Source organism: Xylophilus sp. GW821-FHT01B05 (assembly GCA_038961845.1).
Taxonomy (GTDB): domain Bacteria; phylum Pseudomonadota; class Gammaproteobacteria; order Burkholderiales; family Burkholderiaceae_C; genus Xylophilus.
The window spans coordinates 5,468,186-5,485,617 of sequence record CP152408.1 but is presented as its reverse complement, the minus strand read 5'-3'; the positions used below and the strand labels follow the sequence as shown (position 1 = coordinate 5,485,617).

The 17,432-nt window shown below is 68.6% G+C and carries 18 protein-coding genes; 9 read left to right on the top strand and 9 right to left on the bottom strand.

Annotated elements, in window-relative coordinates:
- The first annotated feature begins 2 nt into the window (after window positions 1-2).
- The 6 genes from AAFF27_25580 to AAFF27_25555 all read left to right on the top strand — a co-directional run bounded on the left by AAFF27_25580 (window position 3) and on the right by AAFF27_25555 (window position 5,633).
- Window positions 3-884: a branched-chain amino acid ABC transporter permease gene (locus AAFF27_25580; protein ID XAH23309.1), complete on the top strand. Its 882-nt coding sequence runs from the start codon at window positions 3-5 to the stop codon at window positions 882-884.
- 171 nt (window positions 885-1,055) lie between these two features.
- Window positions 1,056-2,096, top strand: a complete 1,041-nt coding sequence (locus tag AAFF27_25575) for a branched-chain amino acid ABC transporter permease (protein XAH23308.1) — start codon at window positions 1,056-1,058, stop codon at window positions 2,094-2,096.
- Window positions 2,093-2,827: an ABC transporter ATP-binding protein gene (locus AAFF27_25570; GenBank protein ID XAH23307.1), complete on the top strand. Its 735-nt coding sequence runs from the start codon at window positions 2,093-2,095 to the stop codon at window positions 2,825-2,827. Before AAFF27_25575 ends, AAFF27_25570 begins: the two co-directional genes overlap by 4 nt.
- Entirely contained in the window at window positions 2,817-3,524 is a 708-nt protein-coding gene (locus AAFF27_25565) for an ABC transporter ATP-binding protein (protein XAH23306.1), read from the top strand. The genes AAFF27_25570 and AAFF27_25565 overlap by 11 nt, the downstream gene beginning before the upstream one ends.
- A 20-nt stretch (window positions 3,525-3,544) precedes the next feature.
- Window positions 3,545-4,567 carry a TRAP transporter substrate-binding protein DctP gene (gene dctP / locus AAFF27_25560; protein XAH23305.1) on the top strand — a complete coding sequence of 341 codons (1,023 nt, stop codon included), beginning with the start codon at window positions 3,545-3,547 and terminating at the stop codon, window positions 4,565-4,567.
- 166 nt (window positions 4,568-4,733) lie between these two features.
- Window positions 4,734-5,633 carry an amino acid ABC transporter substrate-binding protein gene (locus AAFF27_25555; protein ID XAH23304.1) on the top strand — a complete coding sequence of 300 codons (900 nt, stop codon included), beginning with the start codon at window positions 4,734-4,736 and terminating at the stop codon, window positions 5,631-5,633.
- A gap of 103 nt (window positions 5,634-5,736) precedes the next feature.
- On the opposite strand, the gene AAFF27_25550 is transcribed toward AAFF27_25555, so the two are convergent.
- Both AAFF27_25550 and AAFF27_25545 read right to left on the bottom strand, forming a co-directional pair.
- A complete protein-coding gene (locus AAFF27_25550; protein ID XAH23303.1) occupies window positions 5,737-6,657 on the bottom strand; it encodes an N-formylglutamate amidohydrolase in 921 nt (306 codons plus the stop codon).
- A 194-nt stretch (window positions 6,658-6,851) separates the two neighbouring features.
- The gene (locus tag AAFF27_25545) at window positions 6,852-7,814 is read right to left on the bottom strand and encodes a tripartite tricarboxylate transporter substrate binding protein BugE (protein ID XAH23302.1); all 963 of its coding nucleotides are present in this window, start codon (window positions 7,812-7,814) and stop codon (window positions 6,852-6,854) included.
- 100 nt (window positions 7,815-7,914) lie between these two features.
- Here AAFF27_25545 and AAFF27_25540 point away from each other — a divergent pair, with 100 nt between their 5' ends.
- Complete coding sequence (locus tag AAFF27_25540) at window positions 7,915-8,844, top strand: LysR substrate-binding domain-containing protein (GenBank protein XAH23301.1); 930 nt, start codon at window positions 7,915-7,917, stop codon at window positions 8,842-8,844.
- On the opposite strand, the gene AAFF27_25535 is transcribed toward AAFF27_25540, so the two are convergent.
- The 6 genes from AAFF27_25535 to AAFF27_25510 all read right to left on the bottom strand — a co-directional run bounded on the left by AAFF27_25535 (window position 8,819) and on the right by AAFF27_25510 (window position 14,617).
- Window positions 8,819-10,279, bottom strand: a complete 1,461-nt coding sequence (locus tag AAFF27_25535; GenBank protein ID XAH23300.1) for a sensor histidine kinase N-terminal domain-containing protein — start codon at window positions 10,277-10,279, stop codon at window positions 8,819-8,821. The two genes, AAFF27_25540 and AAFF27_25535, sit on opposite strands and share 26 nt — an antisense overlap.
- A 73-nt stretch (window positions 10,280-10,352) precedes the next feature.
- Window positions 10,353-11,027: a response regulator transcription factor gene (locus AAFF27_25530; GenBank protein XAH23299.1), complete on the bottom strand. Its 675-nt coding sequence runs from the start codon at window positions 11,025-11,027 to the stop codon at window positions 10,353-10,355.
- Between the two features lie 67 nt (window positions 11,028-11,094).
- A complete protein-coding gene (locus AAFF27_25525) occupies window positions 11,095-11,889 on the bottom strand; it encodes a hypothetical protein (protein ID XAH23298.1) in 795 nt (264 codons plus the stop codon).
- Entirely contained in the window at window positions 11,890-13,239 is a 1,350-nt protein-coding gene (locus tag AAFF27_25520; GenBank protein XAH23297.1) for a GGDEF domain-containing protein, read from the bottom strand.
- On the bottom strand, window positions 13,227-14,018 hold the full coding sequence (locus tag AAFF27_25515) for a transporter substrate-binding domain-containing protein (protein XAH23296.1): 792 nt from the start codon (window positions 14,016-14,018) through the stop codon (window positions 13,227-13,229). The genes AAFF27_25520 and AAFF27_25515 overlap by 13 nt, the downstream gene beginning before the upstream one ends.
- Window positions 14,019-14,134: 116 nt before the next feature.
- The gene (locus AAFF27_25510; protein ID XAH23295.1) at window positions 14,135-14,617 is read right to left on the bottom strand and encodes a MarR family transcriptional regulator; all 483 of its coding nucleotides are present in this window, start codon (window positions 14,615-14,617) and stop codon (window positions 14,135-14,137) included.
- 144 nt (window positions 14,618-14,761) lie between these two features.
- Between AAFF27_25510 and recA the strand changes: the two genes are divergently transcribed.
- Both recA and recX read left to right on the top strand, forming a co-directional pair.
- On the top strand, window positions 14,762-15,829 hold the full coding sequence (recA, locus tag AAFF27_25505; GenBank protein XAH23294.1) for a recombinase RecA: 1,068 nt from the start codon (window positions 14,762-14,764) through the stop codon (window positions 15,827-15,829).
- 86 nt (window positions 15,830-15,915) lie between these two features.
- Complete coding sequence (gene recX, locus AAFF27_25500; protein XAH23293.1) at window positions 15,916-16,371, top strand: recombination regulator RecX; 456 nt, start codon at window positions 15,916-15,918, stop codon at window positions 16,369-16,371.
- A 3-nt stretch (window positions 16,372-16,374) separates the two neighbouring features.
- Here the strand turns inward: recX and argC are convergent, their stop codons facing one another.
- Window positions 16,375-17,298 carry an N-acetyl-gamma-glutamyl-phosphate reductase gene (gene argC, locus AAFF27_25495; protein ID XAH23292.1) on the bottom strand — a complete coding sequence of 308 codons (924 nt, stop codon included), beginning with the start codon at window positions 17,296-17,298 and terminating at the stop codon, window positions 16,375-16,377.
- Window positions 17,299-17,432 lie beyond the last annotated feature (134 nt).

Genomic DNA, 17,432 nt, shown 5'->3' with positions numbered 1-17,432 from the left:
CCATGACCGCCTCCGCGCTACTGCAGGTACTGGCCAGCGGGCTGCTGATGGGACTGATCTACGGCCTGATCGCCGTGGGCCTGTCGCTCATCTTCGGCCTGATGGATGTCGTGAACTTTGCCCATGGCGAATTCATGATGCTGGCCATGTACGCCACCTTCGGGTGCTTCGTCTTCTTCCACATCGACCCGGTGCTGGCCCTGCCGCTGGTGGCAGCGGCGATGTTCGTGCTGGGCGCGGGCGTCTATGGCGGCGTGGTGCGCCATGCCATGCGCGTGAAGGTCAACGCCGGCATGGTGCAGATCTTCGCCACCTTCGGCCTGGCCACCTTCATCCAGGGCGCTTCGCAGTTCCTGTTCTCGCCCGACTACCGCAACATCGGTGACCACGGCCTGCTGGGCGGCAAGACGCTGGAGCTGGCCGGCGTCTACCTGCCCTGGCCGCAGGTGTTTGGCGCCGTGGTGTCGCTGGTCGCCTTCGGCGGGCTCTACCTGCTGATGAAGCGCACCGACTTCGGCCGCGCGCTGGAGGCCACGCGCGAGGACAAGGGCGCGGTGGCGCTGGTGGGCATCGACAGCAACCGCGTGTTCGCACTGGGCTGGGGCCTGGGCGCGGCGCTGGTCGGTGTGGCCGGCGCGGTGCTCTCGACCTTCTATTACATCCACCCGCAGGTGGGCGCGGCCTTTGCCACCATTGCCTACATCACCGTCGCGCTGGGCGGTTTCGGCAGCGTGTTCGGCGCCTTTGCCGCCGGCATCGTGGTCGGCCTGGTGGAAGCCGTGACCGCCGTGGTGCTGCCGCCGGCAATGAAGTCCATGGGCATCTACGCGCTCTATCTGGCCATCATCTTTCTGCGCCCGCAAGGCCTGTTCGGGAAACTATGAAACACCCCCAGGCTTCGCGCTTCGCGTCTTCGCCTCCCCCCTCAAGGGGACACATCCGGCGGCCCGGCAGAGCCGGTTCCGCGGATGTCCTGGCATGGCCTGCTCCGCGGCCTTGTGTCCCTTTCTTCGTTCATGCGCGGCGGGCGGTAGCCGGCGCTGTGGAGCATTGATATGCAGACTTCCCCTTCCGCGCCGGCAGCCACGCCGTCTGCGGCGAATGATGCGGTGCGCAGCTTTGGCGTGCACCGGCGCGGGCAACTGCTGATCGCGCTGCTGCTGTTTGTGCTGATCGCGCTGCTGCCGCTGGTGGTGCAGAACGCCTACCTGCGCAACGTGTTGGTGCTGACGCTGCTGTACGCCGCGCTGGCCCAGGCCTGGAACATCCTGGGCGGCTACTGCGGCCAGATATCGCTGGGCCATGCGCTGTACTTTGGCGTGGGCGCCTACGCGGTCAGCAAGCTCTATGTCGCCTTTGGCGTGCTGCCCTGGTTCGGCATGCTGGTGGGCGGCGGCCTGGCCGCGCTGCTGGCGCTGGTGCTGGGCTACGGCTGCTTCCGCCTGAAGGGCCATTACTTCTCGATTGCCACCATCGTCATCGCCGAGATGGGCCTGCTGCTGGCGCACAACTGGGAATGGCTGGGCGCGGCGTCCGGCATCCAGTGGCCATTCGGGCCCGACAGCTGGGCCACGCTGCAGTTCGCCCGCGACAAGACGCCCTATGTCTACTTCGCGCTGGGCCTGCTGGCCGTCACCTGGTTCGCCTGCTGGCTGATCGAGGACTCGCGCTGGGGCTACTGGTGGCGCGCCGTCAAGGACAACCCCGACGCGGCCGAGAGCCTGGGTGTGACCGTGCTGCCCTCCAAGATGGCGGCGGCGGCCATATCGGCCTTCTTCACGGCGGTGGGCGGCGGCTTCTACGCGGCCTTTGTGTCCTATGTCGATCCCGACAGCGTGATGCAATTCCGCTTCTCGCTGCTGATCGTGCTGCCGGTGGTGCTGGGCGGTATCGGCACGCTGTGGGGGCCGATATTGGGCGCGGCGATCCTGATCCCGCTGACCGAGTTTTCTCGCAGCTACCTGGGCGGCTCGGGCTCGGGCCTGGACCTGATGATCTACGGCGGCCTGGTGATGGCGGTGGCGCTGCTCAAGCCCGAAGGGCTGATCCGCCTGCTGCCCAGCCGCTTCAGTCGCAAGAAGGAGGCCGCGCGATGAGCACAGAACTGCTGGTGCAAGCGCGCCAGGTCACGCGCCGCTTTGGCGGCCTGGTGGCCAATTCCAACATCGACACCGAGGTGCGGCGCGGCGAGATCCTGGGCCTGATCGGCCCGAACGGCGCGGGCAAGTCCACCTTCTTCAACCTGATCGCGGGCGCGCTGCCGCCCACGTCCGGGCAGATCCTGTTCGAAGGCAAGGACGTCACCGCGCTGCCGGCCACCCAGCGCTGCGCGCTGGGCATTGCGCGCACCTACCAGGTGCCGCGCTCCTTCGATTCCATGAGCGTGGTTGAGAACGTCATGATCGGCAGCTTCGTGCGCCACGCCGGCACTGCAGCCGCGCGGCATGCGGCGCTGGAGATGCTGGACTTCACCGGCCTGGCGCGCCAGGCCAACACCCTCACGCACCAGCTCACGCCGCCCGAGAAGCGCCGCCTGGAAGTGGCGCGCGCGCTGGCCACGCAGCCCAAGCTCTTGCTGCTGGATGAAGTGCTGACCGGCCTCACGCCGAGCGAGGCGCGCCTGGGCGTGGAGCTGATCCGCCGCGTGCGCGACGCCGGCGTGACGGTGGTGATGGTCGAGCACGTGATGGAAGTCGTCATGCCCCTGGTCGACCGCGCCGTGGTGCTCAACCTGGGCCAGGTGCTGGCCGAAGGCACGCCGGCCGAGGTCGTGCGCAACCCCGCTGTCATTTCCGCCTATCTGGGAGAGCGCCGCCATGCTGCTTGAAGTCTCCGGCCTGACCACGGCCTATGCCGGGCTGGTCGCCATCTCTGACATCTCGATCGGCGTGAACGAGGGCGAGATCGTGGTCGTCGCTGGCGCCAATGGCGCGGGCAAGTCCACGCTGCTGCAGTCCATTGTCGGCATGGTGCGCCCGCGCTCCGGCCAGGTGACGTTTGGCGGCGAGCGCATCGAAGCCCTGCCGGGCCACCAGATCGCCGCGCGCGGCCTGGCCTTCGTGCCCGAGAGCAAGCGCTTGTTCCCGCGCCTGTCGGTGGCCGACAACCTGCGCCTGGGCAGCTACATGCACCGCAAGAAGGCCGACCGCGAGGCGCCGCTGGAGATGGTGTTCACGCTGTTCCCGCGCCTGAAAGAGCGCTTGCCGCAGCGCGCTGAAACCTTGTCTGGCGGCGAGCAGCAGATGCTGGCCATCAGCCGCGCCTTGATGACGCGCCCGCGCCTCTTGATGCTGGACGAGCCCTCGCAAGGGATCATGCCCAAGCTGGTCGACGAGATCTTCGACGCCGTGCTGGCGATCCGCAAGGCCGGCGTCACCGTGCTGCTGGTCGAGCAGCGCCTGGCCGAAAGCCTGGAGATCGCCGAGCGCGCCTACGTGCTGCAGACAGGCCGGGTGATCCTCTCAGGTAGCGCCGCAGAGGTACGCGACAACCCAGACATCCGCCGCGTTTACCTCGGCATGTGATCGAAACGAAGGGCTCTGCAATGCAACATGTATCGGGGCCCTTCGGGGATGGTCTGGCTTGGCGCGGCACGCGTCGCACCGTGCTGGGTGCTGCGGTGGCCTGCGGGCTGGCGGGTGGCGCGCGGGCGGCGCGCAACTGGCGCTTTGCCACGGCCTATGCCGACGGCATCTACCACACGCAAAACCTGCGTGCCTTTGCCGAGCGCTGGGCCGGGCACACGGGCGGCGCCATCGGCGTCGAGGTCCATGCCAATGCCTCGCTGGCCAAGATGCCTGACATCCTGCCGGCGCTGCAGACGGGCAGCATCGAGCTGGGCGAGGTCTACATGTCGGCCTACGCCAAGCAGTTCCCGGTGCTCAACTTCGATGCGCTGCCCTTCATCGTGCGCAACTACGACGACGCCCGGCTGATGTGGAAGGTGTCGCGCAAGGAGGTGGAAGACGCGCTGGCGGCGCAGGGCATACAGCTGCTGTACGCCGTGCCCTGGCCGCCGCAGGCGCTGTTGTCGGCGCGCCGGCTGACGCGGCTGGCCGACCTGGGCGGGCTCAGCTTCCGCGTCAACAACGAGGCCACGCAGCGCATCGCCGAGCTGGCCAAGGGCCGGCCGGTCAACATCAGCGCCGCCGACCTTGAGGCCGCCATCCGCGACAAGCGCGCCGAGGTGATGCTGACCTCCAGCGTCACGGCGGTCGACTGCAAGGCCTGGAGCGGCATGAAGCTGTTCTACGACGTCAACGCCTGGACGCCCAAGAACATGGTGTGCGCCAGCCGCAAGGCCTACGACAGCCTGACGCCGGCGCAGCAGCAGGCGCTGCTGGCCGATGCCGCCGAGGCCGAGCAGCGCGGCTGGGCGCTGGCGCAGCAGGCCGACGATGCCGCCCGCCGCGAGCTGGCCGCGCACCAGGTGGCGTTGGAGCTGCCGGAGTTCGAGCTGCGCCGCGACCTGGCCAAGCTGGGCGAGAAGATGAGCCAGGAGTGGGCGCACACCGCCGGGCTGCGTACCTCGCTGGTGCTGGTGGATTACTTCCGGTTGAGGGGCTGAGCACACCCCCTTGCAGGGGGGCATATCCAGCGGCCCGGCAAAGCCTGCTCTGCGGCCTTTGGTGTTTTTGCGTTTCATACGTCGTGCGGACCCCAATGGACCGGCGCGCGGCAGAGGAGTAGCATCTTCTTACAAGTAGGCCAGCTTCTTGCTTAGGGAGATCTCGATGAATTCCGCCCCTCTTCGTCATGCCAGCGCGCTGGTGCTGGCCTTGCTGTGCGCCGGCGCTGCGGCCGGGCAGCTTGACCGCATCCGCGAGAGCCGCCAGATCGTGATCGCGCACCGCGACACCTCGGTGCCGTTCTCTTACGTGGTGGGCGAGGACAAGCGCCCCGCCGGCTACGCGCTGGAGCTGTGCCAGAAGGTGGCCGAGGCGGTGCGCAAGGAGCTGAAGCTGCCCGCGCTGGATGTGCGCTACCTGGCGGTGACCTCGGCCTCGCGCATTCCGGCGGTGGTCGAAGGCAAAGCGTCGATGGAGTGCGGCTCCACCACCAACACGGCGGCGCGGCGCCAGCAGGTGGATTTCACCATCGCGCATTTCATTGCCGCCTCGCGCTTCCTGGTCAAGGCCGAGGCGCCGATCGCCGTGATCGGCGACCTGGCCGGGCGCACCGTGGTCTCCACCGCCGGCACCACCAACATCGAGACCCTGCGCCGGCTCGACCGCGAGCAGGGCCTGCAGCTGAAGATCATCGAGGCGCGCGACCACGCCGAGGCCTTTGCCATGGTCGAAAAAGGCAGCGCCGACGCCTTCGCCATGGACGACGTGCTGCTCTACGGCCTGCGCGCCAACGCGGCGCAGCCGGCGGCCTTCAAGGTCATCGGCAAGCCCATGACCATCGAGCCCTACGCCATCATGCTGCCCAAGGGCGATGCGGAGTTCAAGCGCGTGGTCGACCAAGAGATGCGCCGCCTGATCCAGAGCAACGAGATCTACGAGATCTACAGCCGCTGGTTCCAGAAGCCGATCCCGCCCAAGGGCATCACGCTGGAGCTGCCGCTGCCGGCCATGCTGCGCGACAGCTTCCGCTACCCAAGCGACAAGGTCGGGGATATCGGCGGCTGAGCGGTGCTATATAAAAAGTAGCTGGTAGCCGGCGTGTATCCTGCATTTCAGGTGCTTTTGTGCCTGAAGTGCAGGTGCGGCGCCGGCATGGCGCTATCGTTTTTTATGGCGTCAGCGCCAGCAGCATTTCCACCAGCGAGCGCAGATCCGCCTGCAGCCGTGCAAAGCCGGCCTCGTTGGGCGCCAGCGTCTGCTCGTCCATGTAGAGCTTGCGGTTGATCTCCACCTGGATGCTGTGGCGCCGCTCTGCCGGTTTGCCGTAGCGGCGCACCAGCTCCACGCCCTTGTAGGGATGGTTGTAGTCCACGCTGTAGCCGAGCCCGCGCAGGTGCGCGCAGATCTGCTGCGACAGCGCCGGGTCGGCGGTGCTGCCGTCGCGGTCGCCAATCACGAAGTCGGCATGCACCAGGCCCGGGAAGTCGGTGGCGTGGCTGGCGGCCACGGCCGGCATGGAGTGGCAGTTGAGGTGAATGCTGTAGCCGTGCCGCGCGTGGGCGGCGTCGATGGCGGCGGCCACGGCGGCGTGGTAGGGCTTCCAGCAGCGGGCGATGCGCTGGCGCACCTCGTCCACGCCCAGCAGGCGGTCGTAGATCGGCAGGCCTTCGTCGGTGAACTTCCAGATCAGGCCCTTGCCCAGCCGCACCTTGGACAGCACGCGCGGGTCGGTCGCCACCGGCTCGGGCCAGGGGCCGTCGAGCAGCGTGGTGTCCAGCTCCAGCGTGTCGCGGTTGGCGTCCAGGTAGCTGCGCGGGAAGTGCGCCTCGACCCAGGCCACGCCCAGCGCGGGCGCGAAGGCGTAGAGCTTCTCCACGTGCGTGTCCTCGGCCCGGCGCAGCGTGGCCAGGTCGCAGACCGAGCGGAAATCCGCCGGGTAGGCGGTGCCGCTGTGCGGTGAATCCAGCACCAGCGGCGTGCTGCCGGCGGTGCTGCTGAGCATGGGCTGCGGCGCCGCGCCGCCCGTGCCCGGCGCACCGGGGTGCGCCTGCTCGTAGCGGCGGTGTATCAGTTGCAAGGCTGCATGCATGGGCATCACATCAGTTCTCCATAGCGCTATGCGCCACCCGCAGCGCCTGCAATGCATGAGGCGCAAAGGGACAGATGGCCGCGGAGCAGGCCATGCCGGGACATCCGCCGAACCGGCTTCGCCGGGCCGCGGGATGTGCCCCCTCGCAGGGGGTTGGCGAAGACACGAAGTGCGTAGCCTGGGGGTGTTTCATGTCAGTCCAATCGGATCTGGGCGAAGGCGGCCACCTTCTTCATCTTGTCGATCTCGCTCACCACCTGCTTGGAGAACGCTGCCGGCGTGCTGCCGGACGGGTACAGGCCCTGGGCCGCCAGGCGCTCGCGCACGGCCGGCTCCTTCAGCGCCGTGGCCACCGCCTGCTGCATGCGCTGCACCTCGGCCGTGGGCGTGCCCACCGGGGCCACCAGGCCAAACCAGGACGGATCGTTGTTGGCCGGGTAGCCCAGCTCGGCGTAGGTCGGCACCTCGGGCAGCACGTCGAGGCGGCCGCTCCAGGACACCGCCAGCGCCTTGAGCTTGCCGGTCTTGACATAGGGCAGCGAGGACGCGACCTGGTCGAAGTACACCGACACCTGGCCGGCCAGCACGTCGTTCAGCGCCGGGCCGGCACCACGGTAGGGAATGTGCACCATCGACGTGCCCGTGCTGCTCTTGAACAGCTCGCCCCACATGTGGCCGATGGTGCCGTTGCCGGGCGATGCATAAGACACCTTGCCCGGGTTGGCCTTCAGGTGCTTCACCAGCTCGGCGAAGTCCTTCACCGGCAGCTCCTTGGGGTTGATGACGACCACGCCCGGGGCCTTCACCAGCTCGGTCACGCCGACGAAATCCTTGATCGGGTCATACGGCAGCTTGGCGAACACGGCCGGGTTCACGCCGTGGGTGGACAGCGTGGCCACGCCAAAGGTCAGGCCGTCTGGTGCCGCGCGCGCCACTTCGGCCATGCCGATCGAGCCGCCCGCGCCGGCGCGGTTGTCGATCACCACCGGCTGCTGCAGGATGCGCGAGAGCGGCTCCTGCAGGCTGCGCGCGGTGATGTCGGTGGCGCCACCGGGCGGGAAGGGCACGACCAGGCGCAGCGGCTTGCCCTGGGCCCAAGACATTCCAGGAGCGACAGAAGCGGCGGCCAGGGTGGCGAGAAGAGTACGGCGTTGCATGAGGTTCATCCTAGGTAGGTTAGCGGTAGTTATCTTTTTGTAAAAGCAATTGCTGTACCTGATAACATTCCAGTTGGGAATGTTTTGATGGGGTTTCACCATGTCTTTGCGCCGCTTGAACCCGCCCCTGCACCTGCTGCGCGCCTTCTCTACCGTGGTGCGCTTTGGCGGCGTCTCGCGCGCGGCCGAGGCGCTGCACCTCACGCAAAGCGCGGTCAGCAAGCAGGTGCAAGAGCTGGAGCGCTGGATCGGCGTGACCCTGTTCGAGCGCAGCCGCAAGCGCCTGGCCCTGACGCCCGCCGGCGAGCGCTACGAGAAAGCCGTGCGCGCCCTGCTGGCGCAGCTGGAGGCGGCCACGCTGGAGCTGCTCACCAGCGGCGACGGCGGCGGCGCGCTGCATTTGTCGACCCTGCCCACCTTCGGCGCCAAGTGGCTGATCCCGCGCCTGCCGGACTTCCAGCACCGGCACCCGCAGACCACGCTGCACTTCGTGCCCTTTGTGCACGGCTACGACTTCCAGCGGCCGGAGCTGGACTGCTCCATCCTGTTTGGCGATGGCCACTGGCCGGGTGCGCGCTCGCACTACCTGGCCGGCCGCGACGTGGCGCTGATCGCGCCGCGCGCCGGCCTGGCCGAGGTGCCCCTGCGCACGCCGCGCGACGTGGCGCGCTGCACCCTGCTGCGCCACGTCACCGTGCCCGACGCCTGGCTGCGCTGGAGCGAGGCGCATGGCGTGCAAGGCATGGACCCGCTGGCCGGCCCGCAGTTCGACCAGTTCCAGACCATGATCCGCGCCGTCATGGTCGGCATGGGCGTGGCCCTGGTGCCGCGCTGCCTGGTGCAGGACGAGATCACCGCCGGCGTGGTGGCCGAGCCGCTGGCCGGCGGCGGCTACCGCAGCGAGCAGGGCTACTGGTTCTGCTACCCCGAGGCGCGCGCCCAGCTCGCCACGCTGGACCAGTTCCGCAACTGGCTGCTGGCCCTGGTCGAGCCCGAGCCAGCCGCTACGGCAACGCTGCCGCCGCCGTGAAGCGCACGGTAAAGCGCGCGCCCGGCGGCTGGCGGCCGGGCTGGGCGTCTTCCAGGTCGACCCGCGCGCCGTGCAGCAGCGCGATCTCGCGCACGATCGGCAGGCCCAGGCCCGAGCCATCCACATCCGTGCCCAGCGCGCGGTAGAAGGGCTGGAACACGCGCTCGCGCTCGGCCTCGGGGATGCCGGGGCCGGAGTCTTCCACCTGCAGCAGCGCCACGCCGCCAAAGGCGTCGGCCAGCACGCGCGCGGTGATCACGCCCGGCTGCGCGGCGGTCGAGGGCGTGTAGGCAATCGCGTTGTCCACCAGGTTGCGGATCATTTCCTTCAGCAGCGTCGGGTGGCCGTGCAGCGCCACGCCCGGCGCGCCGGGCGCCAGGCCGTCGTAGCCCAGGTCGATGCGCTTTTCCATGGCGCGCGGCACGGCCTCGCGCACCACCTCCATGGTGATGCGCGCCAGGTCGCAGGGCTGGCCGGCGGTGAAGGCGGTGCCGCTGCTCTCGGCGCGCGCCAGCGCCAGCAGCTGGTTGACGGTGTGCGTGGCGCGGATGCTGGCGCGGCCGATCTGCTGCAGCGACAGCTTCAGTTCCTCGGTGCTGGTGCCTTCGCGCTGCGCCAGGTCGGCCTGCATGCGCAGGCCGGCCAGCGGTGTCTTGAGTTGGTGCGCGGCGTCGGCCAGAAAGCGCTTTTGCGTCGCCACCGAGGCGTGCAGGCGCAGCAGCAGGTCGTTGACCGAGGACACCAGCGGCACCACCTCCATCGGCACGGTTTTTTCGTCGAGCGGGCTCAGGTCATCGGGCGGCCGCGCGCGGATGCGCTCTTCCAGCTCCGACAGCGGCTTGATGCCGCGCGCCAGTGCCAGCCACACCAGCAGCACCGCCAGCGGCAGGATGACGAACTGCGGCAGCATCACGCCCTTGATGATTTCGGTGGCCAGCACCGAGCGCTTCTCGCGCGTCTCGGCCACCTGCACCAGCACCTCGGCCGCGGGCAGCGCCGCCGTGGCCGGTGTGAAGCGCACCCAGGTCGCGGCCACGCGCACGCTCAGGCCGCGCAGCTCGTCGTCGTGCAGGCGCACCTGGCCGGTCGGCGCGCGCGATTCATCGGCCGGCTCCGCCAGGTCGCGGTCGCCGGCCAGCACCTCACCGCGCAGGCCGCGCACCTGGTAGAAGACCGTGTCGGCATCGTCTGCGCGCAGCAGCTCGCTGGCCGGCTGCGGCAGGTTGAACTGCACCTGGCCGTCCTTCCAGGTGACGAACTGGGCCAGCGCCTGGGCGTTGTATTCCAGCGCGCGGTCGAAGGGCTTGTTGGCAATGCCCTGCGCCACCAGCCAGGTCAGCGCCAGGCTCACCGGCCACAGCAGCAGCAGCGGCGTGAGCATCCAGTCAAGGATCTCTCCAAACAGCGAGCGCTGCTGGCGCTGGAACAGTTTCAAGATGGGGCTTTAAGCAAAAAGTGGCTGTAGCCCAGGCGGGACCTGGGCATGTAGCTATGGTTTTTGATTTTTCTCAACCCGGAATCTTCTCTAGGCAATAGCCCAGGCCGCGCACCGTGGCGATGCGGATCGGGCCTTTCTCTATCTTCTTGCGCAGGCGGTGGATATAGACCTCGATGGCGTTGTTGCTGACCTCTTCGCCCCATTCGCACAGGCGGTCCACCAATTGGTCCTTGCTGACCAGGCGGCCGGCGCGTTGCAGCAGCACCTCCAGCAGGCCCAGCTCGCGCGCCGACAGCTCGACCATGCGCCCGTCTATGGTGGCGACGCGGCCAGCCTGGTCGTACAGCAGCGGGCCGTGCTTGATGGTGCTGCTGGTGCCGCCCATGCCGCGCCGGGTCAGGGCGCGTACCCGTGCCTCCAGCTCCTGCAGGCTGAAGGGCTTGGCCATGTAGTCGTCGGCGCCAAAGTCCAGGCCCTTCACGCGCTCTTCCACGCTGTCGGCGGCGGTCAGGATCAGCACCGGCAGGCTGGAGCCGCGGCCGCGCAGCTTCTTCAGCACCTCCAGCCCATGCAGCCGGGGCAGGCCCAGGTCGAGGATCAGCAGGTCGAACTCGTCGTTGGTCAGCAGCGCGGCGTCGGCCTCGCTGCCGTTGGCCACGTGGTCCACCGCCGCGCCGGAGGCGCGCAGCGTGCGCAGCAGGCCATCGGCCAGCACCTGGTCGTCTTCGGCTATCAGGATCCGCATAGTTGTCTCCTTGGGCGCGCAGGGCGCGCCTCGGGCAAATTTTAGGAGCGGGGCGCTGCTGCGCTGCTCAGGGTTTGCGCTTCGGCGGCGCCGGATCGGACACCACGGTGCCGGGCAGGCCGGCAAAGGCGCGGTGCACGGCGCCTTCGGCGCGCAGTTGCTCGAACGCATCGCGCGTGCGCTCCACCAGCGCGGCGGGCGTGCCGCGGCTGTAGGCCATGTAGAGCTGGGTGGTCAGCTCGTCGAGCGTCAGTACGCGCACCAGGCCGCTGCACTGCGGCTGCCTGTTGCGGCATTGTTGCCGGGCGTCGACCTCGGTCAGCGGCACCAGGTCCACCTGCCGCGCCAGCAGCCGGCGTACGTTGTCTTGCTGTTGGGCCGACACCGTCACCCGCGTGAAGCCGTGTTGCTGCAGGTACTGGTGGCGCAGGTCGTCGCGCACCACGCCTATGGTGTAGCGCCGCGCGTCGGCCAGGCTGCCCACGCCGATGTCGTTGCGCTCGGCCAGGCGGTACAGGTGGTACTGGGTGCGTATCACCTCGGCGGCCCACTGGAACAGCGGCTCGCGCTCGGGCGTGCGGGCGATCAGGTAGATCAGCACGCCCGGCTCGCCCAGGGCCTTGTCGTAGGCGCGCGCCCAGGGGTAGACGTCGAGGCGGTAGTCGCTGATGCCGGCGCGCTCCAGCGTGGCGCGCACCAGCTTGGTGGCGGGGCCGGACTGGGTGCCGCTCTCGTCGAAGGTGTAGGGCGTGATCTCGGTCACCACGCGCACCGCCTGCGCGGCCGCGCCGCAGGCGGCGGCCGCCAGCAGCAGGCCGCAGGCCGTGCGCAGCAGGGGGCGAAGGCAGTGTGTGCAGGGCATTCAGTCGCCTCCGCTGGCCTGGTTGCGGCCCTGGTGCTTGGCGCGGTAGAGCGCCGCGTCGGCCTGGTGGAACAGCGTGTGGAAGTCCGGCGTGCCGCTGGCGTCGTACTGCGCCACGCCCACGCTCAGCGTGATGTGGTCGGCCACATCAGAGGCCCCGTGCGCGATGTTGAGCATGGCCACGGCCTGGCACATGCGCTCGGCCAGCTCCCGGCCCTGCGCGGCCGGGGTGCCGGGCAGCAGCACGGCGAATTCCTCGCCGCCGATGCGCGCCACCAGCTCGCCGGCGCGGCTGGCGCAGCCCTGCAGGTTGTGCGCGATGCGCACCAGGCTGGCATCGCCGGCGGCATGGCCGTGGCGGTCGTTGTAGCGCTTGAAGTAGTCGATGTCGGCCAGCAGCAGGCACAGCGGCTGGCCGCTGCGGCGCGCGCGCTGGAATTCGGTGGTGGCGGCCTCGTCGAAATGCCGGCGGTTGGCCAGCCCGGTCAGCGGGTCGGTGCGCGACAGGGTCTGCAACTGGCGGTTGGCCGCCTCCAGCTCGACGGTGCGCGCCTGCACCAGCTCGGCCAGCCGGTCGCGGTGGTCGGCCAGCTCGTGCTCGTAGCGCTGCTGGCGCTGCAGGTAGTCCGACAAATTGGCCTGCAGGTGGTTGACGCCGGCCACCAGTTGGCTGAGTTCATCCTGGCGCCCGGCGGGCCGCTGCAGGGCCAGCGGGCGGTCCAGTGTCTCGGGCGTGAGCCGCTCCAGGTGGGTGGCGATGCGCTGCACATGCTGGGTCACCAGCCGGCCAAACACCAGCACCACCAGGCTGGCCAGCAGCAGCGACTGCACCAGCTGGGTCAGGCCGATGGTCAGCACCTCGCTGCGCAGGCGCGACCAGAGCACGCGCTCGTCGCCATACAGCGTCAGGCTGCCCACGGTCTCCAGGCCGCCTGGAAAGGGTGCATGCGCCAGCGCCACGCGGCGCACCGGCGCCAGTTGCGAAGGCTGCCAGTCCAGGCGCTGGCGGCTGAAGACCTCGGGTGGCCGGCTGCCGGCGTTGATCGTCAGCTCGACCTTGCCCACCGGCGCGGCGTTGGCCAGGCTGTCCACATGCACCTGCAGCGCGTCGCGGTCCATGTCCCAGATCGAGCGCGCCAGCGCCGGCTGGAACACCTGCTCCAGCAGGGTCAGGTCGGCCGACATCGCCGCCACGCCGCTGCGCCAAGCCGACCAGGTACGCACCGTCACCGTCAGCAGCGTGAACACCAGGCAGAAGCCGAGCGTGGCCAGCATCAGCCGCGTGCCCAGCGCCAGCCGCGCGGAGGCGCCGGGCGCTGTGCTGGGGAGGCTGTCGCCTACTGCAGCCATTTCCTTTGCAGCGCCTCGTAGGTGCCGTTGCGGTGCAGTGCCGCCAGCCCGCCGCGAAAGCGCTCCACCAGCGCGTCGGCGGTCTTCGACCCGAAGGCCATGTAGTTGCCGCCCGGGCCCTGGTCGGGCAGGCGCAGCACGCGCTCCAGGGTCTGGGCCGGGTCGTCGCCGGCCTGCCGCGCGATCCAGCGCGCACCCAGCTCGTTCATCACCCACAGGTCGATGCGGCCGGCCTTGAGCTTCTGGTAGTTCAGGTCGTGGCGCGGGCCCGACTGCAGGCTGTCGCCGGGCATGAAGCCCAGCGTCAGCAGCCGCTGCTCGCCGATGTCCTGCTTGACCGTGCCGATCTGCATCGCCCGCACCTGCTCGATCCTGGTCACGTCCAGCCGGCGGCTGCGCAGCGCAAACAGGTAGTAGTCGCTGGGCGCGACGACGCCCACCCACTTGAACAGGCGCTCGCGCTCTGCCGAGCGGTTGATCGAATAGATCAGCACGTTTTCCTCGGCCAGCGTCGTCTCGTAGGCGCGCGCCCAGGGCAGCGACTGGATGGCCGCCTGCAGGCCGATCTGTGCCAGCACGGCTTCCACCACCTCGGTGCCCAGGCCGGTGACGCGGCCGTCCTGCGTGAAGTTGTAGGGCGGATATTCCTCGGTCAGGATGCGCAGCGCCGGTGCTGCCCGCAGCGCAGGTGCGGCCACGGTCAGCGTCCCAAGCACGGCGCAGGCCCGGCGGCGGTCTGGCCGCACTGGTGCGGTGGAAAGAGGGGCGGGGGGCGTCACGAACGGGCGGTGAAAGCGAATGTACGGTGAGTACGCAGGGTACCGCAGGGAGGGCCGCGCGGTCCATGCCGTATGGCGGCTTTGTGGGGCTACTTCGCGGCTTCGCAAGCGGGTGTCTAACGCGCGTAGACCTCCAGCCCCAGCCGCACCACCGTCGCCACCTCGGCCCCGACCTCGGCCTGGAACTCGGCCTCGGCATGCTGCACCGCGCGGCGAAAGCCAGCCAGCCAGCCCAGGCCGGCCGGCGTGAAGCGCACCAGCCGCGCGCGCGCATCAAACGGATCGGGCCCGCGCTCCACCAGGCCCCAGGCCGTGCATTGGTCCACCAGGTCGCCCATGGCCTGCTTGCTCATGCCGGCGGCGGCGGCCAGGTCGGTCAGGCGCGAGCCCTCCAGCGCCAGGTGCCGCGTGATGTGCACATGGGCCGCGCTCACCTGCGAGCGCGCCGCCAGGTTGGACAGCGCCAGCGGCACCGCCTCGTCGTGCGCCATCCACTCCAGCACGCGCGCATCGAAGCGGCGCAAGGCCTCGCCCATCAGCCGCCCCAGGTGGGCCTGCCGCCAGCCGTCGTCGGGCCCGGATTGCGTGTTGTCGTCCATTGGAAAATGGTAAGGCAAACTGACTAAAAATCAGGTTTACGACGAAAGACAAGCTCCATACACTACTGTTCAAGCATCCAGGCTGTTCATTGAATCAGTGGCCCGGATTTCTGCAAGTCATTGATCCTTCAGGAGATTTTTCACATGGACGCTCCCGTCAAGAACCCCGCCGCCGCTGCCGAAAAAGCCAAGGCCCTGCAAGCCGCGCTGGCCCAGATCGAAAAGCAATTCGGCAAGGGCACCATCATGCGGCTGGGCGAAGGCGAGGTGATTGCCGACATCCAGGTCGTCTCCACCGGCTCGCTGGGCCTGGACGTGGCGCTGGGCGTGGGCGGCCTGCCGCGCGGCCGCGTGGTCGAAATCTACGGCCCGGAATCCTCTGGCAAGACCACGCTCACGCTGCAGGTCATCGCCGAGATGCAACGCCAGGCCGGCACCTGCGCCTTCGTCGATGCCGAACATGCACTCGACACCCAGTACGCCCAAAAGCTCGGCGTCAACCTGCAAGAGCTGCTGATCTCCCAGCCCGACACCGGCGAGCAGGCGCTTGAAATCGTCGACAGCCTGGTGCGCTCTGGCGCGGTCGATCTGATCGTCATCGACTCGGTCGCCGCGCTCACGCCCAAGGCCGAAATCGAAGGCGAAATGGGCGACTCCCTGCCCGGCCTGCAGGCCCGCCTGATGAGCCAGGCGCTGCGCAAGCTCACCGCCACCATCAAGAAGACCAACTGCATGGTCATCTTCATCAACCAGATCCGCATGAAGATCGGCGTCATGTTCGGCTCGCCAGAAACCACCACTGGCGGCAACGCGCTCAAGTTCTACGCCTCGGTGCGCCTGGACATCCGCCGCATCGGCTCGATCAAGAAGGGCGACGAGGTGATCGGCAACGAAACCAAGGTCAAGGTGGTCAAGAACAAGGTCAGTCCGCCCTTCAAGACGGCCGAGTTCGACATCCTCTTCGGCGAAGGCATCAGCCGCGAGGGCGAAATCATCGACATGGGCGTGATCGCCAAGATCGTCGACAAATCCGGCGCCTGGTACGCCTACAACGGCGAGAAGATCGGCCAGGGCCGCGACAACGCACGCGAGTTCCTGCGCGAAAACCCCGAGCTGGCGCGCGAGATCGAGAACAAGGTGCGCGAAAGCCTGGGCATCGCCCTGCTGCCCGCCGACGTGGTGAGCGCGCCTGTCACTGCCACGGCGGAATGAGGATTGCGGCTTTTGGAAGAAAAGTGGCTGAAACCCAGGCTGCACCTGGGCAGGTAGCTATTATTTTAGTAGCTGCCTGAGCCGCGATGGCCTTCGGTCAACTGTCCCTCAAGGGCCGCGCGCTGCGCTACCTGTCGGCGCGCGAGCACTCCCGCACCGAGCTGAGCCGCAAGCTCGCTCCCCATGAAGAAGAGCCCGGCGAGATCGAGCGCGTGCTGGACGAGCTCACCGCCAAGGGCTTTCTGAGCGAGGCGCGCGTCGTTGAATCCGTCGTGCACCGCCGCGCCGCCCGTCTGGGCGCTGCGCGCATCCGCCAGGAACTCCAGCAAAAAGGCATAGCGCCCGAACTCATGGCCGCCGCACTGGCTGGCCTCAAGGATTCAGAACTGGCCCGCGCCCGCGCCGTCTGGCAGCGCAAGTTCGACGCGCCACCCGCAGATGCTGCCGAGCGCGCCCGGCAAACCCGCTTCCTGATGACGCGAGGCTTCGCCTCTGAAGTAGTGCGCCGCGTGCTCGCCGGCGGCTGGGACGACGAGGGCTGAGGGCTACAAGCCCAGCATCAGCTTGAGGTTTTGTACGGCAGCCCCGCTCGCGCCCTTGCCCAGGTTGTCCAGGCGCGCGATCAGCACCGCGTGGCGGTGGTCTTCGTTCGGGAACACGCGGATCTCAAGCTGGTTGGTGTCGTTCAGCGCCAGCGCATCGAGCTTGCCGTCGGCGGTGGGCGGCAGCACCTGCACAAACTGCTCGGCCGTGTTGCTCTTGGCATAGTGCGCGGCCAGCGCGTCGTGCAGGTCGGCGGCTTTGGGCTTGCCGGGCAGCAGGTCCAGGTGCAGCGGCAACTGCACCAGCATGCCCTGCTTGAAGTTGCCCACTGAAGGGATGAACACCGGCCGGCGCGTGAGGCCGGTGTACTGCAGGATCTCGGGAATGTGCTTGTGCGTCAGGCCCAGCGCATAGGTCTCGAACAGCGGTGCCTGGCCGGCCTCGTAGGCCTCGATCATGCTGCGCCCGCCGCCCGAGTAACCGCTGACCGAAGGCAGCGCCACCGGGAAATCCGGCGGCAGCAGGCCCGCATCGATCAGGGGGCGCAGCAGCGCGATGGCGCCGGTGGCATAGCAGCCCGGGTTGGCCACGCGATCGGCGGCGGCCACGGCATCCTTCTGGCCCGCGACCAGCTCCGGAAAGCCAAACACCCAGCCCGGCGCCACGCGGTGCGCGGTCGAGGCATCGATGATCTTCGGGCGATGGCCTGGCAGCGCATCGACCATGGCCACGGTGTCGCGCGCCGCATCGTCGTGCAGGCACAGCACCACCAGGTCCACGCCGGCGATCAGTTCTCGCTTGGCGACTGGGTCCTTGCGCCGCTCGGGCGCAATGCTCACCAGTTCGATCTGCGGCATCTGCTGAAGCCGTTCGCGGATCTGCAAGCCGGTGGTACCGGCTTCGCCATCGATGAAGACCTTGGACATTCCCTTGTGTTCCTGTGGATTCCCACGCCGTGGACAAAGGGCAGCCGGGGGCCGGCAGGGGGCGTGGAAGCGCCCATGATACAGTCGACGGTTGCTGTGCCCCATGCCCGCTGCCAGCACAGGTTTCTTGCTTA